The sequence below is a fragment of the Mycobacterium sp. SMC-18 genome, from assembly GCF_045310895.1.
In the GTDB taxonomy this organism is placed as follows: domain Bacteria; phylum Actinomycetota; class Actinomycetes; order Mycobacteriales; family Mycobacteriaceae; genus Mycobacterium.
In genome coordinates this window covers 1-21,757 of sequence record NZ_JBJIAL010000059.1, presented here as the reverse complement: position 1 = coordinate 21,757, position 21,757 = coordinate 1, and the positions used below count along the sequence as shown (strand labels likewise).

At 62.7% G+C, this 21,757-nt stretch carries 20 protein-coding genes; all 20 read right to left on the bottom strand.

Going from position 1 to position 21,757, the window contains the following annotated elements; genetic code table 11:
- Positions 1–34: 34 nt before the first annotated feature.
- The 20 genes from ACJH6J_RS28030 to ACJH6J_RS27935 all read right to left on the bottom strand — a co-directional run bounded on the left by ACJH6J_RS28030 (position 35) and on the right by ACJH6J_RS27935 (position 20,978).
- Positions 35–1,144: a hypothetical protein gene (locus ACJH6J_RS28030; protein ID WP_406804865.1), complete on the bottom strand. Its 1,110-nt coding sequence runs from the start codon at positions 1,142–1,144 to the stop codon at positions 35–37.
- Between the two features lie 29 nt (positions 1,145–1,173).
- Positions 1,174–1,905, bottom strand: coding sequence for an SDR family NAD(P)-dependent oxidoreductase (locus ACJH6J_RS28025; protein WP_406776244.1), 732 nt, complete (start codon positions 1,903–1,905; stop codon positions 1,174–1,176).
- A 296-nt stretch (positions 1,906–2,201) separates the two neighbouring features.
- On the bottom strand, positions 2,202–3,509 hold the full coding sequence (locus ACJH6J_RS28020) for an ArgE/DapE family deacylase (RefSeq protein WP_406776245.1): 1,308 nt from the start codon (positions 3,507–3,509) through the stop codon (positions 2,202–2,204).
- Positions 3,499–4,932, bottom strand: a complete 1,434-nt coding sequence (locus ACJH6J_RS28015; RefSeq protein WP_406804864.1) for an amidase — start codon at positions 4,930–4,932, stop codon at positions 3,499–3,501. The genes ACJH6J_RS28020 and ACJH6J_RS28015 overlap by 11 nt, the downstream gene beginning before the upstream one ends.
- The gene (locus ACJH6J_RS28010; protein ID WP_406776247.1) at positions 4,922–5,335 is read right to left on the bottom strand and encodes a YybH family protein; all 414 of its coding nucleotides are present in this window, start codon (positions 5,333–5,335) and stop codon (positions 4,922–4,924) included. The genes ACJH6J_RS28015 and ACJH6J_RS28010 overlap by 11 nt, the downstream gene beginning before the upstream one ends.
- A 2-nt stretch (positions 5,336–5,337) precedes the next feature.
- Positions 5,338–6,492 (bottom strand): LLM class flavin-dependent oxidoreductase, encoded by a 1,155-nt coding sequence (locus ACJH6J_RS28005; RefSeq protein ID WP_406804863.1) that lies wholly within the window; start codon positions 6,490–6,492, stop codon positions 5,338–5,340.
- A gap of 103 nt (positions 6,493–6,595) precedes the next feature.
- On the bottom strand, positions 6,596–7,063 hold the full coding sequence (locus ACJH6J_RS28000; protein ID WP_406776249.1) for a hypothetical protein: 468 nt from the start codon (positions 7,061–7,063) through the stop codon (positions 6,596–6,598).
- Positions 7,064–7,104: 41 nt separating this feature from the next.
- Positions 7,105–9,486 (bottom strand): LuxR C-terminal-related transcriptional regulator, encoded by a 2,382-nt coding sequence (locus ACJH6J_RS27995; protein ID WP_406776250.1) that lies wholly within the window; start codon positions 9,484–9,486, stop codon positions 7,105–7,107.
- Positions 9,487–9,634: 148 nt separating this feature from the next.
- Positions 9,635–10,108, bottom strand: a complete 474-nt coding sequence (locus ACJH6J_RS27990; RefSeq protein ID WP_406776258.1) for a CAP domain-containing protein — start codon at positions 10,106–10,108, stop codon at positions 9,635–9,637.
- Positions 10,108–10,446 (bottom strand): DUF732 domain-containing protein, encoded by a 339-nt coding sequence (locus ACJH6J_RS27985; protein ID WP_406776251.1) that lies wholly within the window; start codon positions 10,444–10,446, stop codon positions 10,108–10,110. Before ACJH6J_RS27985 ends, ACJH6J_RS27990 begins: the two co-directional genes overlap by 1 nt.
- Before the next feature lie 26 nt (positions 10,447–10,472).
- Positions 10,473–11,051 carry a hypothetical protein gene (locus ACJH6J_RS27980; protein ID WP_406776252.1) on the bottom strand — a complete coding sequence of 193 codons (579 nt, stop codon included), beginning with the start codon at positions 11,049–11,051 and terminating at the stop codon, positions 10,473–10,475.
- Between the two features lie 31 nt (positions 11,052–11,082).
- Complete coding sequence (locus ACJH6J_RS27975) at positions 11,083–11,556, bottom strand: mammalian cell entry protein (protein WP_406776253.1); 474 nt, start codon at positions 11,554–11,556, stop codon at positions 11,083–11,085.
- 77 nt (positions 11,557–11,633) lie between these two features.
- Positions 11,634–13,076, bottom strand: a complete 1,443-nt coding sequence (locus ACJH6J_RS27970; protein WP_406776254.1) for an MCE family protein — start codon at positions 13,074–13,076, stop codon at positions 11,634–11,636.
- A 1-nt stretch (position 13,077) separates the two neighbouring features.
- Positions 13,078–14,199 (bottom strand): MCE family protein, encoded by a 1,122-nt coding sequence (locus tag ACJH6J_RS27965; protein ID WP_406776255.1) that lies wholly within the window; start codon positions 14,197–14,199, stop codon positions 13,078–13,080.
- Entirely contained in the window at positions 14,196–15,509 is a 1,314-nt protein-coding gene (locus tag ACJH6J_RS27960; RefSeq protein ID WP_406776256.1) for an MCE family protein, read from the bottom strand. Before ACJH6J_RS27960 ends, ACJH6J_RS27965 begins: the two co-directional genes overlap by 4 nt.
- The gene (locus ACJH6J_RS27955) at positions 15,509–16,819 is read right to left on the bottom strand and encodes an MCE family protein (protein ID WP_406804862.1); all 1,311 of its coding nucleotides are present in this window, start codon (positions 16,817–16,819) and stop codon (positions 15,509–15,511) included. The genes ACJH6J_RS27960 and ACJH6J_RS27955 overlap by 1 nt, the downstream gene beginning before the upstream one ends.
- The gene (locus ACJH6J_RS27950; RefSeq protein WP_406775218.1) at positions 16,816–17,844 is read right to left on the bottom strand and encodes an MCE family protein; all 1,029 of its coding nucleotides are present in this window, start codon (positions 17,842–17,844) and stop codon (positions 16,816–16,818) included. Before ACJH6J_RS27950 ends, ACJH6J_RS27955 begins: the two co-directional genes overlap by 4 nt.
- Positions 17,845–17,888: 44 nt before the next feature.
- Positions 17,889–19,355, bottom strand: coding sequence for an MCE family protein (locus ACJH6J_RS27945; protein ID WP_406775224.1), 1,467 nt, complete (start codon positions 19,353–19,355; stop codon positions 17,889–17,891).
- Positions 19,356–19,359: 4 nt separating this feature from the next.
- Positions 19,360–20,178 (bottom strand): ABC transporter permease, encoded by an 819-nt coding sequence (locus ACJH6J_RS27940; protein WP_406775223.1) that lies wholly within the window; start codon positions 20,176–20,178, stop codon positions 19,360–19,362.
- Positions 20,179–20,210: 32 nt separating this feature from the next.
- Positions 20,211–20,978 carry an MlaE family ABC transporter permease gene (locus ACJH6J_RS27935; RefSeq protein ID WP_406775217.1) on the bottom strand — a complete coding sequence of 256 codons (768 nt, stop codon included), beginning with the start codon at positions 20,976–20,978 and terminating at the stop codon, positions 20,211–20,213.
- Positions 20,979–21,757: the final 779 nt, after the last annotated feature.

The window sequence follows — 21,757 nt, the reverse complement described above, 5'->3', positions numbered from 1 at the left end:
CTATTCCCAACTCGTGACCGGTAGACCGGCCGGATCACAGAAACCTGAGGGTGCATGAAACCCGGGACGGTTCACGATGCTCGAACCGGGTGTGCTTGGCCGGTACCGAACCGTGTACCAGACGCAACGCCACCGCGTGATTGTCCAGGCCCCAGGATGCGTCGACCGGGTTCCAAGCCTGGTGGTCGAACCGCCGGTAGGAATTAACCCACGGACGCATGACCAGATGAAAGTCAGACATAGTCGCCAAAACCCCTCCGGCAAACCATCTTCCGATCTCAGTGAGCTGTTCGGTTTGAGGGTCCCAGAAAGCATTCCGGCCGTCGCGCCACAAGCTGACGTTGTGGTGGCAGCCATTGGCGGAATCGTTGGTGCCCCGATGTAGAGCCGGCATGAAGGTCGGCACCACCGACAGTTCATCGCATAGCTGCCGCAGATATGCCTTGGACCGCACCGCGTCGTCTGCGGCTTTCAGTGCAGTTTCATGACCGCAGGTGTACTCGTACATCCCGTGGCCGTACTCGGTGTGGAACACCTCGACGTCGATGTCGACACTCTTTGTACGCGAGAGGAATTCGATGGCCAGCGGAGCGAACGACGGCGTTCTGGTCACGCTGTAGAAGTCAAGGCCCCGGCCGAACGTCTTCAGTTCACGGTAGCGCTTCTCCCGCATCAACGCGTCGTCGACCTCGTACAGGTAGAATTCCCATTCCAGCGCGGCCCGCGCCTCAATGCCCAGATCCGCGTATTCCGAGGCGATTCGGCGCAGCATCTGCCGGCCGTCCAACGGACAGGGGCTGCCATCCTCCATGAAGAGGTCGCAGAGCACCCCCGCGATCTCCGGATTCCACGGCCACTCGGTCGCCGTGCCAGGGTCTGCCACCGCGACCATCTTGGGAAACCCATTGGAGAAGTCGCTCCACTCGGTCAACACAATCTCGTCACCGCTGCGTGCCGACATCATCAGGGTCGACACCCCGGTGCCCGATGTCGACAAGCCCTTCTCCAGGGTGGTCAGCTTGCCGCGGAACACCCCGTTGATATCGGAAAACTCCATCTGCGCAAACCTGGCACCGGATTCCGATAGCCGGGCGAGAGACGCCTCGCACTCCATTTTACGTTGCGATGCAACCTGATCGAACATGTCCGCTTCCTTTCGGGAGGTGGTGTTAACTACGAGGCAGCGGTGACGCCGCCGTCGACAGGAATGACAGCGCCGTGGATATACGACGCACGGGGCGAGAGCAGAAACTCGACGAGCTCAGCAACTTCAGCGGGCTCCCCCATCCGTTTCATCGGCACCTGCGCCGCAGCGCTCTCTTCGCCTCCGGACGCGGCACGCATGTGCTCGCTCATCGGTACCGCGATGAATCCCGGCAGCACCGAATTGACCCGAATCCCACTGTCGCCTAGCTCGCACGCCAAATATCTGGTGAATTGATTCAGAGCCGCCTTGGTGGCGCCATAGAGCGAAGCACCGGGAAACCGGCCGATACAACTGGCGATACTGCTGATATTCACGATCGAGGCCTGTGGCCGTAGATGCGGCAGCGCGGCACGGCAGACCCGCGTCGCACCTGCGACGTTGACTTGCCACAGCAAGTCCAGATCAGAGTCTGCGAACGCAGCAACCGGATTCGCCCGGAGAATACCAGCGCAGTTGACAACAGCGCCCAAGTTGCCCAGATCGGTGGCTGCGGCCACACACGCCTTTACGCTGGCGCTATCCCCTACGTCGAGCGGAAACGGATGAATGCTGCCCCTGGCGGTTGCGCCGGCAACCGCCGCCGGAAGATCCGCCGCCACAACGGTGTAGCCCGCCTCTGCGAGCCGTTCAGCGATGGCCCACCCGATACCACCCAACCCGCCGCTCACCAACGCCACATCGGACTCAGGGATCGTCATGGCAGCATCTCCTTTTCTGCCAGACCGGCATACCGGTCTGGCAAGTTCCTGTTGAGCACCCTGCCGCTCGGGCTATTCGGCATTGCGTCGGTGAACACCATGTATTTCGGCCGCTTGAAGCAGGTAAGGCGTTGTGGTGCAAATATATTCACTGATTCATCGGTAACGGCAACTCCGACTTTGAGATCCGGAAGGGCCGTGGTCATCGTGAGCCGACGAGCTCTGCCGATCGACGACGTTGCTGGACTAAGCATGCGGAACGGATATCTCCTCTTGATTTGGATGCCCGGTACGGGCTATGAAAGGCCGCACCAGTCCATGGCGGTCAGCGCGATACTGCGGGCGGCTGTCACAATTTCCGCGACCTCGACCGATTCGTCGGCTTTGTGTGCATTTACGAGATGCCCTGGCCCGTAATTGACCACCGGGATGCCCAGTTCGGACATACAACTCGCGTCACATGCAGCCGGGAACGCCTCGACGGGCGACCGTCCGCCGCTCGCCACCAGATGCGCCGAACCCAGTGCCGCAACAATGGGATGGTCCACCGCGGTGTGATAGCCGGTGTAACTCAGTGGCCAGGTGAACACCGGCCGATGGGCCGACAGCCAAGGGTCGATCGACACTGCGCGGGCGATGAATTCAGTGATCTCGGCCTGGATCGCGGCGGGCTCTTCGTCCTGCGGGTACCACACCAGAAAGTCGATCTCGCAGTATTCAGCGAACATCAGCGGCGCATCGATTCCGTTGGGACCGCCGTTGATGATCCCCGGCATGATTGTGAAGTGTCCGGGCAGATAGTGCGGGCGTTGCTTACTGATCCCCCAGTGCTCCTCGAGCCGGTAGAGCGCCTGCAGCACGAGATAGCCCTTATCGATGGCATTGACGCCGGCCCGGTGACCAATTCCGCCGGCGCGCACCAACTCCCGCCGCATTCCTGGGTGGCCGGCCTTGCCCTCCACCCGCACTTTGCCCCACAGGAGGGAGGCCGCGGTGGGATTGATCGACAGCGGTCCACCGAAACTCGCGGACGGTTCCATGACGATCGCTGCATCAGCGGTGTAGCCGCGGTCGAGCAGCAAGCCCGTGCCGATCTCCCGTTCTCCGACCTCCTCACCGGCCACCGAGTGCACTATCAAGTCGCCTGCAAGGCGGATGCCGCACTCCTGCAGTGCTTTCGCAGCCCAAAAGCCAGCAACTACACCGGCTTTCATATCGCAGGCACCTCGACCGTAGATCCGGCCGTCGTCGAGCTGGGCACCGAACGGGGCGAACGTCCAATTGTCCTCGCCGCCAGTGGGTACGACGTCGATATGCCCATTGAGCAGCAACGAACGCCCGCCACCCGAACCCCGCACCACCCCAACGAAATTCTCGCGTTTTGGTGCGCTCCAGAGGGTCTCAGTGGTGTCGAAGATTCCTGCAAACGAGTCGCGCAGGACGAGGTTGGCTTCTGACTCGTAACCGATGTGGTCATCGAACCGGGTACCCGGGTAGTTCGGGTTCACACTGGGCACTCGAATGAGCTCGCGCACGCTTTCGACGAGATCGGCGCTTGTTTCGTCGATCCAGCGTAATACCCGATCAGCGGCTTCAGTTCCCATTGCCGACCCACCCTGCTGGCCGTAGGTCGGCCCACCCGGCCACCTGCTCAAGCTGAGCAGCGACGCGGATCAACGTCGCCTCGCCAGCCATCGGAGCGGCTAGCTGAATGCCGATCGGCAAGCCGTCTACCAGACCTGCTGGCAGGCTAATTGCCGGTGTACCAGTCACGTTGAGCACCGCCAAGTAAGGGAAGAGCTCCACACAGCGCCGGACCCACTCGGCGGGAGTCACGTCCACGTCGGCGTTGAAGTGCCCAATCGGCGGCGCCGGCACGCTGGTGGTTGCTGTTAGCCACAAGTCCCACTGGTCGAAGAATGTGCCCATAGCCCGCGACACCGCGTTGAACGCCGCGACCATTCCGGCCAGCTCGATTGCGGTCACGCCGCGGCCCATTTCGGCCAGCCGGAGCGTAGACAATTCCAGGAGGTTCTCATCCACCTCCACGCCGAGCGCGTCCGCAGCAGGATATACCGCGGTTGCCGCGCCTGCCGCCCAGGTCGTCGTCAACGCCTCGCTGAACTGATCCCATTCGACTGTGGGGCAGGCGAATTCGACGTGATGACCGAGATCTGACAGTGTCTCGGCGGTGCGCCGGACAGCCGCGACAACGCCGGGGTCGGTGGCGTGGCCGGTCCAGGAGTCGGGCTGCACCGCAATCCGCAACCGCCCCGGCTCCGCGCCAACCTGCGACGCAAACGACTGGCCAGGCGCCAACATGGTGAACTTCTCCCCTGATGCGAATCCACTGACTGCGTCGAGCATCGCCGCGGTGTCACGCACCGTGCGAGTGATCGCCAGCTCAGTGGCCAAGCCGTACATCGCTTCCTGAAGATCAGGGCCGATCGGGATTCGGCCACGACTAGGCTTGAGCCCCACTAGCCCAGTGAATGATGCCGGGATGCGGATCGATCCCCCGCCATCGTTGGCGTGCCCCAACGGAACCGCACCCGCTGCGACCAATGCCGCGGTGCCGCCGCTGGACCCGCCCGGGGTGCGTGAAATGTCCCACGGATTGCGGGTAGCCCCGCCCAGCACAGGCTCGGTACCCGCGCTGAGCCCGAATTCTGGGGTGCGAGTGGTGGCCATCGCGGCTAGGCCAGCCTCGCGGAACCTACGCATCAGCTCGGTGTCGTGGTCGTGGACCATGCCGGTGCCGAACAATCTGCTGCCGCAGTGGGTGGGCACACCCGCCGCGTGCAACAGAATGTCCTTGAGCACGAACGGAACTCCCGCGAACGGTCCATTCGCGTTGTACTTCAGCGGCTGCTGCCAGGGTCCGTCCACCACCGCGTTCAGCTGCGGCTGTAGCGATTCGATCGCGGTCCGGGACACCGCCTGGACCTCGGCCGCGCTGATCTGATTGCTGCGGATCAGACCTGCCAGACCTACCCCGTCAAATTCGGCGTACTCGTCAATCCGCATGTGCACCATCCGGAACGGAGGTCCAGATGTCATGCGACATGGACCAGGAACCGTCCGCCTGTCGACGGTGGACGATTAGGTAGTTGCCCGCCAATGTTGTCATCGAACCCGTTGCCGGGTCGCGGACGTCAGCGACGGATCGGCCTATCTCCACCGCGAGGTCTCCGGAGGTGAAGAACTCGTCGACTTCGACACGTTGACCGCATAGCCCCTGCGTGAACATTGCCCGCAACGTGTCCTCGATGGCCGAACGGCCGCGGATCACCATGCCGCTCGGTGGCATCAGTGTCCCGTCGGATTCATAGAGCGCGGCCAGTGCGGCAGCGTCGTGCTCATCGATCGCGTTCGACACGGCGCGATGCACGGCGGCGAGGCCAGTGCGGTCGAGGGTTGGCGACGACATGGTCAGCGCGCCTCGGCGAGTTTCCAGCTGGTCTTCTGGTTCGGATCACCCGGCAGCACCCCGATCGTGCCGGCGTTGACCACCGCTGACGAGTTCTTGAAGACCGGAATGACATACCGGCCGAAGTACTCGATGGTGCTCATGATGTTCGCGTGGGTGTCGCCGTCGATCTTCAACACGATCTCGTCGGCGCCCAGCGCCTGGTACCGAGCGATCTGCTCGATGCAATGGTCGGGGTCGCCGACCATGATCGTCGGAGACAGGTCGCGAAGGTAGCGCGCGTCGTCGACATGATCCCGAAGTTCCTTGACCCGCTCGAAGCCGTGGTATCCGCTGTCGGAGCGTTCGGCCAGCTGCGCGTAGATGTCGTTGATGATTGCGCGCGCCGCCCGCAGAAGTCCGGGTTCTGCTCGCCGCATGGCCTCGTCGTTGGTCTCGGCGCAGACTGCCGTCATCGCGAAGGCGCCGGCCGACCGCACTGCATAGGCACCCACCGGCTTGATCTCGGATTCGGGAACACCCCAGTACGCCTTCATCTGCGGTTCGAGGTTCTCCCAGCCGAGGTACAAGTCACACGTCACCATGCCGAGACCTTTCCGGGCAGCGTCCTCGGCCGACTCCACGCTCTGAACGATCTTGTAGAGCGGCGGGTGTGGTTCCTGAACTCCTTTGGGAGTCAGACAGCGTTCGGGAATGTTGCCCCAGTACTTGCCGTCATGACTGAAGGTTTCGTTGGTCAGTGCCCTCACGATCAGGTCCAAGGCTTCTTCGGAACGGCCCTTTGTTTCGTCAAGCGACACCCCAAACGCGTCCAGCTGAAGCAGGGTATTGCCGCGTGCCGTGGCCATCTCGACGCGACCATTGGAGAAGATGTCCGTCGTCGCCAGCTGCTCGGCAACCAGAACCGGATGCACGGTCGAGATCAGCCGGCTCATGTGTCGCAGCCGAATCCGGTTGGTGCGCATGGCCACTGCCGTAAACAGACATTCCGGCGACGGGGTCACTGCCAGGTCGGCAAAAAAGTGGTGCTCTGAGGTCCCCCAGGCATCAAAGCCCATCTCCTCGGCGAAGACCGCCTCCTGCACCATGCCCCAATACCGACGGTGGTGGGTGGTGCCCGTCTGGGTCTCGCACTCCGTCAACATCACGAATCGCATGATTAACTCCAATGGCCGCAGTAGGTTTTCGATGGCGGTGGCTGTCCAGCCCCACTAGATCGAGTTTTCATTCCGGGGGCGGTGCATACATCCGGGCAACTACCTACGCAGTACGGATCTCACGGAGCGTAGGCGCAACAGACAAGGTCCAGCCCGGAATCTCAAGGGCTACGCCGAATCCCGCTGCTTCCAAGTACGCGGCGATCTCATCGCGCAGCTCAGCTCGCGCCGACTCATCACCACGGGTGCTCACCACAGCACCAGACGCAACGCCGGCCAGTACCGCATCGCCGATCAAGCCCGCCAGGAGCCGCGCCTTCCGCACAAACGGGATTGACCGAGCACTGGAATCAACGGTGAACTCCTCCGTGGGCGCGTGCACGCGCAGTAGTGACAGCGGTGCGCATCCCATGGAATCTGGCTCCAAACGACTGGCCACGAGCGCGGCCGTATGGAGGTCTGTTGCGTCAATCGGACATGGATACAGCCCTGAAAGACATTCGGTCCGGGTGAAACCGACAACTGCTCCCTCCCCGATGACCAGGAGCGTCGCGTTGTGTGTCTGTGTCATTCACCGATCGTCCGCCCGCTGGGCGGACCCAGCATCGGTGCTTATACCGATTCGCTACGGACGCCTTGGTCGGCAAGCCACTTTGCTACCTGTCCGCGACGGTCCAGTCCCGCCTTGGTCAGGATGTTGGTCACGTGTGTCTCCACCGTCCGCTGGCCAATCACCAACCGCCTCGCGAGTTCGCGATTGCTGAGTCCTTCAGCGATCAGCCGGGCGACCTCGATTTCGCGTTTGGTGAGCGGCGAGACCGGGGTGTTCGGCGAGGGCACATCCTCGGTGCCGGCCGCGGGACTGCCCGCGCCCCTGATGGCGGTTTTGATCATGTCGTCTTCAGCCATGCCTGTTCCGCGCTGCCAGGCCGTGTCGAGCACCGGCGCATCCAAAGCACCACGCAACGTCGCCATCGCCTGATCCCTGAGTGTGATCAGCGAGCCGAGTCCCATCAACTGGCTGCTCACGGATACCCAGATTTCCGATGTCGCCCCTAAAAGCACGGCACCGCGGTCAAATTCGCCGTTATCCACAGCGATCCAAGCGAGCAGCTCGGCGAGCAGCATCATGCCCAGACGATCGTGAAGCCGGTACTTCGTCAGCATCGCCGTGCTGGCCATTGCCTCCGCGGCCGAGTTGTCCCCGCTGATGTGCATAGCGAGTGCCTGTACCCACATGGCATAGGAGGAGCAGGCCTGCTCACCCAAAGGTTCGCTAAGCTCGCGGCTCTTCTGTGCGCAGACTAGTGCGTCGTCGGGTCTTCCGGCGGCGCAGTAAATCTCGCCCAGCTGCAGATATATGAAGGCCCTTCCGGCAGGGTCGTCGGTTGTGGCGTTGATCTCGAGTGACCGCTCGTACAGCGATGCGCCGGTTTCCAGGTCGCCCTTAACGAGCGCCACGGCGCCCTGCAGCGCTGTCGCATTCGCCAGCGAGCGAATGTCCCCGAGTTTCTGCGATAGGGCGACGCTGATCTTCAGCCGTCGGGTCGATGTCTCGACATCGCCCTCAAGCAGGTCAATCCAGGCCGACACCCACATCGTCTTGGGACTTGGATAGTCGTCGACGCGGGATCGCTGGAACCACATCCGACCCTCGTGCAAATGTCCATGAGCCAGCCAGAACGGCCACAGATCGGCCACCATCTCAGCGGCGGCCTCCCACTCACCATCGCTCAGAAATGAGTCCAGTGCAGCCCGCAGATTGGGCAGCTCTAAACGGAGCTCCTCGCTCCAATCAGCTTGCCGCGGTCCAAACCAATGACGTTCGGCGCGCCGCGCGACTTCAGAGAAGTAACCACGATGCCGGTGGCGCAACTGCACCGTATCGAGTTCGTCATGCAGACGGTCGATTCCGTATTCGCGGATACTTTCCAGCATCCGGTAACGGGCGCCGTTGACGGACTCCGACCGAATCAGGATCGACCGCTGGACTAATCCGTCAACCAGATCTAGTGCCGTCACCGGACCGTCTGGAACACAGACCGCCTCCAGAGCCTCCAGGCTGATGCTACCGACGAATACCGATGCCTGTGCCCACAGCCGACTTTCGTCAGGCGAACACTGTTCATAGCTGTAGTCGAATACCGCCCGCAGGCTGCGATGTCGTTCGGGCACGTCGTTGGGAGCCTCCGTCAGAATCCGGAAGCGGTCCTCCAGACGGTCGATAAGTTGGTCGAGCGACAGTACACGCATCCGACGCGCGGCGAGTTCGATGGCTAGCGGAAGGCCATCCAACCGCGCGCATAGCGCCTCGATCCGTCCGATATTGGCGGCGTCGACGACGAAGGCTGATTGCACCGACTGGACCCGGTCAACGAACAGCGCGACACCGTCGGCGTCTTGGCCGCTAACGGCCAACGGCTGCACTGGGATTAACCATTCGCCGGTTGTGCCGAGTGGCATTCGACTCGTAGACAGAACCGCCACCCCTGCCGTTCGACGCAACAGCAGGGCTACGAGTTCCGCGCACGCGGCAAGCAGGTGCTCGCAGTTGTCGAGCACGATAAGTACAGCTTTCCCAGCCAGGCTACGGATCAAGTATTCCGCTGCCTCTTCGCTGGCAGCCGGCGGTATGCCCGCGGCATCCAAGACCGCTTGGGCCAAGAGCTCACGGTGTCTTAATTGGGTCAGATCCACGTAGATGACCCCGTCGGGAAACACCGGCGTCAACTGTCGTGCCGCCTGGACAACGACCCGGCTCTTGCCAATGCCACCGATACCGACGAGCGTAACGAGCCGCGCTCCGCTCCCGATCCGGGACCGGATCGCTGTTAGCACGTCACGGCGCCCGATGAAGCTAGTTGCTTCCCCGGGCAACGTGGTTATCCCGCTACGCCGCACCGCTCGTCGGCCGCCTGCTGGCCACGTGGGTCCGGGAACATCTGTGCGCACCGAGGGACACGCCTCCTCCACTGCTACTGGCCTTGCGCCCATAAATACTCTAGCCCGATCAGACGGTCACGGACGGGTACCGCGTCATCGTTCCGACGTCGCAGCTCGTCACGATCCAGGGCATACCGATGCGCAACGTAGCAGGCGTCGCCGGTGGCCAACTTCGTTCGACACAAGGGGCCTCAATCAGTCAGGCAGGTTGTCCGTAGACCGCAACCACTACTGTCCGGTCCAGGGCATTCTCTGACCAGACCCCGATGGCAGTGTTGGCACAGTTCGACATGATCGCGAGATCCGCTGGGTCGTTGAACCATTGGCGCATGATCTCGACTCCGGTAATCGCCATCGCCGGATTGATCGCCACAGTCTGAGCGACCCGGCCGTGGAATCCGGCGGCACGTGCCCGATCTTGGGTGGTTGATCCGTCAGATCCCAGATCAGCGTCAAGCGCGCGATTGTTCAGCATGTCGACGGCCTGCCACTGGGCGGCCAGTTGTAGCGCCGGATCGACCCGTAGCTCGCTGGTGCACCCGGCGTGGTGTTGCACGGTATAGACATTTACCGCGACGCTGTCGTTGAGTCGGTGGTTGTCGGCAGCGGCAGTAGCGGCCCCAGTCAGTGCGGTGACAGCGAGCACCATTGTTGCCACCGCTTTTTTCACCATCATGACGTTCCTCCAGCTCGGTGGTGAGCTGCTGAATTGCGTAGCTGCCAGATTGCTGCCGGGCAAAGTTCGTTCACAGCCTGGTTGAGCAAGAAGGCGGTCTGATATTCGCCGGGGTCGCCGACGTCGTCCTTCACTGCCGCTAGGATGAGGGCGTACGGTTCGCCGCGGCGCACCTTGTCGCACAATCGGTAGCCGTACTGCAGGGCCGCATCGGCGCTCGCGAAGTAATAGCCCGGACCAAGGGTGACGTTGGTTAGGTATGCCACCGCATCGGCGTGTCCAGGCGATGCCGGGGACAGCACGAACGCCCCTGCTGCTGCAACAGCACTCGACATCAACTTCCGACCGCATACCGACCCGCTCATACGGGTGTGAAGTCCGAGACCAGCCAACTCGATCCCACCTTGTCCAGTGTCACCCGCACGCTCGAGGCGGTATTGGTCGGTGCCCCGTTGCCCACGATGGTCGTCTGGTTAACGAAGACCACCACTACCGCGTGACGCGGGGTGGTCGAGACCACGGCCGCTGCCGGCACGGTCGCGACCGCGGAAATCGACTGCTGTTTGGCCCCGGGGATGACGACGTCGTGCACCAATTTGGCGTAGGAGTCGCGGAAAGTCCCGGTCAACCGGCCTTCGGCCGCGCCGAGGTCCTTTTCGACGGTGTCCGGTCGGTACGACAACATCGCGACGGTGCTATCGGTGGCCGCTTGCACGGATTCCGCACGGGCATGGGCGGATTCGCTTGCCGATCCGCTCAGCCATTTAAGGTACCCGGCGGCGACACCGAGCGCCAGGACGACGACTGGCAGCACCACGAGACCCAGGACGCGATACCAGTTCCGTTTCTTCGCCGCGACTTCTGGCCGATCTGTGGGGATGGCGTCCACCGGCTCGTCGTCGGTCGTGAGGTCATGTTCGGCTATCGCGGTCTCGGTCATCGTTGCCCCTTTCGTGAGATGTACTGCTGCGTCATGGCACGAACGAGACGTTGGATACCTTGACCACATCGTTCACCCGTTGCATGTCTATCCGCATCCGCCACAGTCGCGGCTTCTGCTCTGCCGCACCGGCATTGGTGGTGTTCACCGAGACGGTGACCAGCGCCTGTGCCTCATCGCCCTGCACGGAGGCCAGGCCCGCAGCCGTCACCGTTCCGATCGATTTTGATTTGGCCTGTTTCACGACGCCGACGAACGGTTGCGCTCGTTTCTGGAAATCGTCGTAGAACGGACCGGTCGCCCCGTCGACGATGCGTTGCACATCGGCGTCGGCCTCGGCGAAGTCGATGGTGGTCAGGTTGATCGCACCCTGCCGCGCGGCCTGCAGGAATTGCTCCTGCCGCTGCTGATCCTGTGCCTGGTGGCGATACTGGACGCCGAGCCAGCCGACGACACCGGCCGCAGCGGCGGCGGTCACTATGCCCCCGATGATCAGGGCGCGCATACCCGGGCGCCGCTGGGACGCCCCGACGTCTCCCTCATTCGTCAATTGCTCTGCCTCGTCGGCTACTTCGGTGTCGGCTACTTCGCCGACGGCGTCAACATCGACTGCCATGTCTGCTCCTTAGGTGCGGTTTGGGCGAGATCGGCCTGGGTGTACACGTTGCCGTCGGGACCGACGTAGTTCCCGGTGGCCGGGTCGTAGGTAGCTGCCGCGATCGGTGGCGGTGGTTTGGCCGCGGGCGCGGAATCCGGCGGCAGTTGCGGGATGTCCTGCCCTGACAGCGTGGCGTTCGGGTCGCCTTTCCAGTTGAAGCCGTCGTTGAGCGGCACATAGTTCTGGTCGCTCTCGCACATTTTGACGGTCGGCGCCCGCTTGCCGGGGCGGGTGATGCATGGCAGGTTGCGTGCTCCCCGGGCGTTGAACATCGAGTCTTGCGGCACGCGGCAGTACACGTCGCCCGCCGGCCGGTTCGGGGCGTCCTGCAACACCGCCTGTCGCTGCTGCTGAATGGGCAGAAACCCGGTCGTGCATGGCGGCGGCAGATTGACGTTGAGGTTGAAGCTCAGATAGGCGCCCCGGTACTTCTGCGGCATATCCCTGTTGGCGAGCGTCACGCCCTGCACAGCCTCGGTACCAACCGGCAGCAGCACGAGAATCTGTTCCAGGCTGGCGTTGTAGGTGGCCAGGACCGGCGCGATATTGGCAAGGTTGGCCAGCATGATCGGCAACGTGGGCTGCAATCGGTCGAACAGTTGGCGTACCTGGTCCGCGGCCTCGGGGCCGTGCTGCAATATCCCGCGCACCGCGGGATCGCTGTCCTTGATCTGTTTGGTCACGTGGGCCAGGTGAGCGGCCCACGCCTGCACCGCATCTGCGGTGTCGGTCTGGGTATCGAGCAGCGGTCCACCGTTGTCGATGACATTGGTCAGGTCATCGAGGTGCGCACGGGCGCCCGCGCCGAGAGTGGTTGATCCCTTGACGATGCGGGACAGCTCCGGCCCCAACCCGCCAACCGCAGTGGCGGATTCGTCGATCACGGTCTTCAGGTTGTCCCCGGGTATCGCCCGCAGCCCTCTGTTCGTGGCGTCCAACAGCTCGTTGACATCCGGCGGAACCGTGGTCCGGTCGGCTGGGATGACGTCGCCGTTGCGCAGGGGTGCCGACTGTCCGGCCCGCGGCAGCAGCGCCACGTATTGCTCCCCGACCGCCGACGTGCTGTGCACCTGCGCGTCCAGATCGGAGGGGATCTTGACGTCCGAGCGCAGCGACAGCACAGCATCGACCCCGCGCGCGGTCAGCGCCAACGACTTGACCTGCCCCACCTCCGTTCCCAGGTAGCTGACGTTCGCCCGTTCGTAAAGACCGGCGGTCTCCGGCAATTGCACAGTGACCTGGTAGTGCCCGATACCGAACAACAGGTTGGGCAGTCGCACATACCCGATCGCCATGACGACGAACGCTGTTGTGGTGACGACGAACAACACCGCCAGTTGCATCCAGATCTTCCGGTTCATTCGCATGTCAGTGCCCCTGATCCCAGTGATACGGCGCGACAAGTGGATTGCCCGCGGTGTACGGGCTCGGCATCTGCCCGATGGTTCGGCCCCACTGCATCTCGAGCTCGGTGAGTTTGCCCTCCCACCGCGTCCCGGTGAACAGGCCCGCGTCGATCCGACTCAAGGTGAGATCGATGACTGCGGTGAGGTTGGCGTAGTCGCCGCGGAACCAATTCTCAAGCGTTTCGTTGGGCCACGGGAAGGTGCCGAAGAAGCTCAGTGATCTGGTGAGATCCGGTCCGGCGTTGGCCAGCGAGGCCAGTACCGGGCCAACGGCCTGCAGTTCACGGACCAGGTCTTCCTTGGTCTTGTTCACCGAATCGGCCGCCACCGCACTGAATTTGCCGATCGCATCCAGCGCGTCGGCCAGCTTGCCGCGTTCGTCCTTGAGCACCCAAAGTGCGTCCGGCACGGTCCGAATCGCCTTGTCCAGCACCGGCTGTTGGCTCGCCACCTGGCCGGCCAGATTGTTCAGCGCCGCGGTCGCGTCGATGATGTCACTGGTTTGGTCATCGAGGTGTGCGATGAACTCGTCGAGCTGAGTCAGCAGGCTGCGTAGCTGCTGCTCTCGGCCGGCGAATGCTGTGCTCAGCGCTCGGGTGATGTCCTGGAGTTGGCCGATGCCTCCACCGTTGAGCACCAATGACATTGCCGCCAGGGTCTTTTCCGTCGTTGGATAGGAGCTCCCCGAGGTGAGCGCGATCCGCGAACCGTCGTGGAGACGGCCCTCCGGAGCTGTGGCCGTCGGCCGAGCCAATTCAATATGCTTGGAGCCCAGCAAGCTCGTCTGCCCGATCTTGGCCGTCGCATTGGCGGGCAGGTTCACACTGCCGTCGAGCGTGAGCGTGAGCAACGCGTGCCAACCCTGACGATCGATTCTGGTAACGGTGCCCACGGTGACATCGCCGACCCGGACCCGCGAGTTGCGTTGGATGTTGTCGACGTCGGGCAGTTCGACCTGGATTGTGAACGAGCCGGCGCCATGTCCGGCGGTACCGGGCAGCGGCAGCGAGTTCACGCCCCGCCATTGACATCCTGACAGCACGACCACCAGGAGCGAGATCACCGCAGCAGCGCGACATCTCATGAGCCACCTCCGGGTGGTGCCATCAACCCCTGTAGACCGGTGGCAGGATCGGCCGACTCCGCTGGCAGCGGCGGACCTGCCGGTGCCTGACTAGGCGCGGCCGGCGGCAGAGCCGCGGGGGTACCTGGACGTGCCGGCGGCACGTAATCGGGGCGCATCCAGTCCTCGCTGTATGTGATTTCGTTGGGCCGGGCGGATTGTCCGACAAACAGGTTCTCGCCGATCGGCAGGAAGTTGTACTGCCGGTTCTTCACGATCGGCGCCAGATACTGCACACATAGCTTGGCCGACTGATCGGCACCGAGGCGCGAGGCGGCCTGAATTGCGCCGCACAGGAACGAGATCGGGTCTGCGAAGTTGTTCAATGCCAGCACACCGGTGAGGGCGCCTTGCGACGGTTGATAGATGTTGACGAAGTTTTGCAGCACGGTCGGCAGCGTGTGCAACGTCTGTTTGACGTCATCGAGGCTGCCATTGAGCGTCGACGTGACTGCGGCGAGTTTGTCCGACGTGGTGCCCAGCGTCTCGCGGTTCGCCGCGACAAACGTCTGTAGGTCACCCACCACGGAGTTCACGCCGGACAGCGCGTGAGCGACCTGATCGGGATCGCGTGCCAGCAGGCCCGTGATGTCCGCCAGATTGATGTTGAGGCGCCGCAACACATCGTGGCTGTCTTTCAATGCGGTCACCAGCGTGGAGATGTTTTTTACGGTGGAGAAGATGTCGTCGCTGTGATCGCCTAGCGCCGAAAACACCTGGGAAGTCTTGATCAGAGTGTCCCGAATGCTCGGACCCTCACCGCGTAGGTTCTCGGCCGCGGTGTTCACGTACGCGCCGAGCGGGCTGACCCCACCCGGTTGCGTCGGTTGCAGCGACTCGGTCAGCTTCTGCAATTGGACCCGCAGATCATCCCACTCGACCGGAACCGCAGTGCGGTTCAGGGGAATTGTGGCACCGTCGGTCATCACGCGTCCCGCGGTGTACGCCGGGGTGAGCTGAATCGCCCGGACCGACACCAGGGAGGGCGACAGCACAACGGCTTTCGCATCGGCTGGCACCTGATACTTGGCGTCATAAGAGAAAGAGATTTTCACCCGCTGTTGTTGGGGTTCGATGCGGTCGATCGTTCCGACGGGGATGCCCAAGATGCGGACTTCATCGCCGGTGTAAACACCGTTGCTGTTGGCGAAGTAGCCAACGACATGGATGCGGTGTGCGTTCGCTGTAGTTCTCACAACCATGAACAGCCCGACCACGAGGGCGACCGCGAGCCCTGCGGCAATGGTGATGCGCTTGGTGCTGCGGGTCATCATTGCCCACCGCCATTGACATGTGGCGCCTCGACCGGATCCTGAGCCAGCAGCGGAGCGCTGGTGGGCGCCGGAACCGGTTCAAGTCCGGGCGGCGCCGTTGCCGGCGGTCCCGGCGGCGGTCCACCCGGTGGCGGTGGCGTCAGCGGCTCCCGGTACGGATACCGTGGATCTCCGGGCTTACCGGTGATGGCGTCAGGCAGATTGAGGTGCGGTTCACCGCCCTGACCGGTACGCGGGTAGGGCACGGGTAGCGCCGGGGTGGCGCGCTGTCCCACTTGAGGGTCTGTGCGCTCCGACGGTGCCAAAACGTGCGGGTCCAACCCCAAATCGGAGAACGCGGCATCGACGAACGGTTGGACGAATTGCCCCGGTAGCAGGTTCGACAGGTAGGCCTTGAAGAACGGTCCGGACGCGACTGACTCCCCGAGGGACATCGCATAGGAGTTGAGCTTCTTTATCGCCGACTGGATTTGGTCCTTGTGCTGATCCAGGATGGCCAACGTGCCGTTGAGTTTCTCCAGCGCCGGCTTGAGCGTGTTCCGGTGTTCGCCGATCAGCCCGCGCACCTGTTCGGTTACCGCCGCAATGTTTTTCGAGATCTGTTCCACTGCAGCACTTTCAGTACGCAACTGAACCAGCAGAGCGTTACTGGACTGCACCAGAGCGACGATCTTGTCGCTGTCCTCCGCCAATACTCCGGTCACCTTTCTGGCATTGGCCAGCAGGTTGCGAAGTTGCGCGTCGCGCTGGTTGAGGGTGTCCGAGAACCGGCCCACCCCGGCCACGGCCACCTTCAGCGGAGCAGGCGTGTCCTTGAAGGTATCGGTCAGCACTGTCAATGCCTGAGACAGCTGGTCGGTGTTTAGCCCACTGATCGTCGACGTCAGATCCCCCAACGCGTCAGGAAGCTGGTAGGGGGATCGGGTGCGTTCCAACGGAATTGGAGCGTTTTGCTGGCCGCCGCCACGCGGCGTGATCTCGAGAATCTTTGATCCGAGCACGGTCCTGGTTTGGATTGAAGCCTCCGTACGGTCGCCTAGGTGGATGCCCTTGTCCAAGTTGAACGTCACGAGGACCCGGGGACCGTCTAGGCCAAGGCTGTCCACCTTGCCCACCCGGTATCCCGAAACCTGCACGGCAGCACCGGGGATCAGGCCCGCCGCATCAGCGAAGTAGGCCGAATAGTTCTTGTCCTGATTGATCAGAGGCACCTTGTCGTAGTTGAGCGCAAAAAGTGCCATCCCGACGGTCCCGGCCACACCGACGGCACACAGCACCAACGGATTCCGTTCGGAGAAGGACTTCATTTCGGCGCACACCTTCCACTGTCTTGACCCGCCACCTTGATGTAGACCGGTTGTCCCCCTTTGCCGTTGACCTTCAGCACGGCGTCGCACAGGTAGAAGCTGAAGAAGTCGCCGTAGACGCCCTGGCGCGCCAGCAGTTGGTACTTATCGGGCAAGGTTCGGAGCAGGTTGTCCATGTAATCCTTGTCCGCGACGACAAGCCCTGCGGTGCGGTCGGTTTCATGGACGACTTGCTGCAGCGGTGGACGCGACCGGGCCAGCAGGTCGGCGATAGTCCCGGCGGCGGCATTGGTGTACGCGACCGCATTGCTGATGTCCTGCTTGCGGTCGGCCAGCGTTGTGACCAATTGAGACAGCGAGTCGACAGCTTTGGCGAACTGGCTCCGCTGATCCCCCAGGGAGCCGAGCACGGTGTTCAGATTGCCGATCACCTGGCCGATCAGTTGATCACGATCGGCCAGCGTGTTGGTCAACGTCGCGGCGTGCTCGAAAAATCCGGAGATAGTGTCACCCTGCCCCTCGAAAGCACTGATCAGCTGACTGGTCAAGGCGTTGACCTGATCAGGGTCCAGCGCGCGGAACAGCGGCCGAAAGCCGCCGATCAGCGCGTCGAGATCGAGCGCGGGCGAGGTATTCGCCAAGGCGATGGTGTCGCCCGGATTGAGCCGCTGTGGACTGCCCGCGCCCTCCTCCAATGCGAGGTAGCGGCCTCCGATCAAGTCGTCGTACCGGATGACGGCGTGGGTGCCGCGGGTCAGCACGACGGAGTCGTCGGTGCCGAATGTGACCAGTACGGTCGCGTCGGGTTGCACGACGATGTCCTTGACCTTACCGACCTCGACACCGCCGATCCGGACGAACCGCCCACGTTCGAGACCCGATACGTTTGCGAACGCTGCGTGGTACACCCGCTGGTCCTCAAAGCGCAACTGGCTGAACACCGCGAACATCGCGAACATGAAGAACAGGCAGACCGCCAGGAACACGGTGAGACGCCAGATAGTGCCTGGCAGTTTATCTCTCACGATCGTGGGGCCTTTCGATGCGGTAGTTCAACAGAGTGCCGTCGTCACGGTGATGGCACAGCGGGTGTCGGTGGCGGCGCCTGGGGTGTCGGTTGTAGCGCTGCGGGATTCAGCACCGTGAAAGGTTCGGTGCCGGGCGGTGGCGGCCCCGGCTCGCGTGGTGTGCCGGGCTGCGGTGCCGGCGGCAAGCCCGGGTACAGCGGGTTTCCGTCGGGCGCATATAGCGGGGCGCCGTAGGCCGGGGCGCCCGCATACGGGATAGGTCCGGGGGCTGGACCGCCGTCAGAATTTCGCACACTCGGCGGCTCGGGGACTGCCCGGGTTACCGGGAAGTAGTTGGCCCAGCCGGGGAATCCGATACCCGGGTTAGGGCGCCAGTCCACGCCGCTTCCCCATCCGGTGTTGGTGACCAGCTGACGCACCGGCCAGTTCTTGGCAACGTCAGGTAGCGAGCCGCAGCCGGGTTTGCCATCGGGACCGCCCTTGGCTCCGACGACCGGTAGGTTGTCCGGATACTTGTACGGGTCGTCGCCGAGCAGAAGGGCGGCGTCGATGATGGTTGACCTACCGTTGCCCCCGACGGCCTGATACCCACCGTGGTCCAGATAGTATTTTCCACCAACGATCAAACAGGTGAGCTCGGGGTTGTACTTGAGCAGCAGACTGGTGGTCGGTTGCAGCGCGTTGATGGCGGTGACGAAATTCTCCTTGTTCGGAGCGAACAGGCTGGTTCCGCTATGTGCCAATCCAGTCACGTTGAGCAACAAGGCATCGAGCGCTCGGGCGTTGTCGGTGATGGCCGCACTGGTCGTGGTCACCGAATCGAGGATCGACACAATGTCGGGGACCGTGGCGCCATACGTCTGGCTGTACCCGCGCAGCGATTGCCAGCCGGCGCGGATCGTGTCGGCACGAGGATTGAGCGCCTTGAGGACCTCGTCGTAATCGGTGATGCTCTGACCGATCGCCTGGCCTTCCCCCCGCAGGCCGTCAGCCAGCGCGGTGAGTGTGCTGTTGAGCTTGGCCGGATCGATTTCTCCGAGCAGGTTGTATAGATTCTGGAAGACCGTGTTGACCTCGGTGCTGACGTTGTCCGACGGGATCACCGCACCTGATGAAATATGTTGGACACTAGGACTTTTCGGCATCACGAGATCGACGTACTTGGCACCGAACAGCGTGGTGGCCCGGATCTCGGCGCGGACATTGGCGGGAATGTGACCGACCTGGCCCGGGTCAAGCTCGAGCCTCAGCCGCACTGCGGTGCCTTCCGCACCCGTATCGGCCTGAATCGCCGAAACCCGGCCGACCTGAACCCCGCGCAACTTGACCCTAGCTCCGGCATCCATCACCAGCCCTGCGCGATCCGACGTCACGGTCACCGGAACGTATCGGGTGAAGCTGCCGGCAAATTGCGCCATCGTCACGTACACGAACAACCCGATCACGCCAACCAGGATGAGGGTCCACAAAGCGGGGTGAATACGCTGGTCTCGAGCTCTAGTCGGCATGCTGCTAACCCGCCAAGTGGAAGTTGCCGGACTGGCCATAAATGGCTAGCGATACCAATAGAGTGACAGCGACCGCCGCGACCATCGATGTACGCACGGCCCGACCCACGGCGTCTCCTACCCCGGCCGGACCGCCGGATGCTGTGAAGCCGTAATAGGTGTGCACCAGCATCACCACCACCGCCATCGAAACTGCCTGCAAGAACGACCACAGCAAGTCGGTGGGGTTGAGGAACGTGTTGAAGTAATGATCGTAAACTCCGGTCGACTGACCGTAGATGTAGGTCGTGCCGAAACGTGTTGCCAAAAAGGCCATCAGGACTGAGACGCAATACAGCGGCACCACGACTATGATCCCCGCGACCACCCGGGTCGACGTCAGATATGCCACTGACCTGATACCCATCACCTCGAGTGCATCGATCTCCTCGCTGATCCGCATGGCGCCGAGCTGTGCGGTGGCGCCAGCCCCGATCGTGGCGGCCAGACCGACGCCAGCAACCAGTGGCGCGATCAGCCTCACATTGAGGTACGCCGAGGAGAACCCGGCGAGCGCGCCAACGCCGATCTGCTGCAAATAGCTGTACACCTGCACTGCCACCAGCGAACCACCGGACAGAGTCAGAAATCCGACGATCGCTATCGATCCGCCGATAATTGCCAAAGCACCTGTACCCAAGCTCATTTGGGCGATCAGCCGGACAAGTTCGACTTTGTAGTGAACGAACGCGTCGCCGATACCGCGGACTGTCTGGCTGTAGAACTGGGCCTGAGAACCGATACGGTTCCACTCGTCAGCGATCTTCGCGACGATGGTGTGCAATCGCGACTGGCGGCCGCTCGGAGTCGACGGGCTCACAATGCCACCTTGACGCCGACCGCTGTCGCGATCACGTTGACCAGGAACAGCACCATGAATGTGAAGACAACAGTCTCATTCACGGCATTGCCGACCCCTTGGGGCCCTCCCCCGACATGAATTCCCTTGTAACAAGCGATGAGTCCAGCCGCGACCCCGAAGACGACAGCCTTGCCCAGGCAGACCAGCACGTCGGGAGTTCCTACCAATAGGGTCAGTCCCGCCGCGAAGGCGCCTGGCGTGACGTGCTGGAAGTACACGGCGAAGAAGAACCCGCCGACCAGGCCAGTGACGGTGACTACCGACGCCAGCAGCAACGCCACCACAGTCGCTGCCAGGACTCGCGGAACCACCAGCGCCTGGATCGGATCGATGCCGAGCACCCGCAGCGCGTCTAGCTCCTCGCGGATGGTCCGGGCACCGAGGTCGGCGCACATGGCAGTCGCGCCGGCACCAGTGATGACCAAAACCGTAACGATGGGTCCAGTTTGAGTCAGAGTGCTCAGTGCTGCACCGGCACCGGAGAAATCCGCTGCACCGATTTCGACAAGCAGCGTACTTACGGTGAATGTGGTCAGCACAACGAACGGAATCGCCAACAGCACCGTGGGCAGCAGCGAAACGCGTGCCACAAACCAGGTCTGGTTAAGAAACTCCCGCCAAGCCCACGGCGGCCGAAACATCTGCACAAACGTGTCCAATGACATTGCGAAGAATCCGCCAAGCGCCGAGGCAGGCTTGACTACATCGGCCACCGCGATCATTGGTCTCACCCTCTCGTAGTTGAAGCATCCGCCCCACGACGCGTGACGCACAGACAGATGCAGCAAACCTAAGGCACCCCGATCGACCGGAACATTGGCTGAACCGTCAAATCGCGACCGCTTGGTTTGACCGGGTTGGCAAATGCCTCGCATTGCGGCGTCGCACAGCTCATTTGAAGATCGAGTCGCCGGCGCTGTTCATGTCGACCAACGCCAAAGTCCGCACCGATCACCGGGCGGTTCGATGCGACAATCGCATCCGGCTGACACTGCGGGACGACCGAAGCCGTTGACGGGCAAATCGAGTGCTTGTCGACGAACTCGGCGATGTGGACTTAGTGCACCTGCACATCGTGGAGACCACCGACAGGAAATACGCCGTCGACCTGCGGTGTCCCGCGCTCCAAGCCCCAAGTGAATCCGCGACGTCGAATACCACCGCGATCAGCCGGGTCCGGGCCTGGCCGGTACAGCCTTGACCATGAGCTATATCGAACACTATGGCAGGTGCGCATCGCCTCCGCAGCTAACTGGATCGGAAGGCATTGGCACGTTAACCCTGATGCGCTTCAATAAGATAGGACTAGACGCTGCGTGGATCGGATTGCCGCCGTACGCGCATGAACGTCGTTAAGGCTCCCTTGAGTGGGCCGGTCGGGGTTAGCGTCCGTGAGCGGTACTGCACTGCCAGCGCTACCTAGGTGTGATGTCCAGGGACGTTGGTCAGCCGAGTGACCGGTGGGCGGCCTCCGATGGCGGAGTGGGCTCGGTGGTGATTG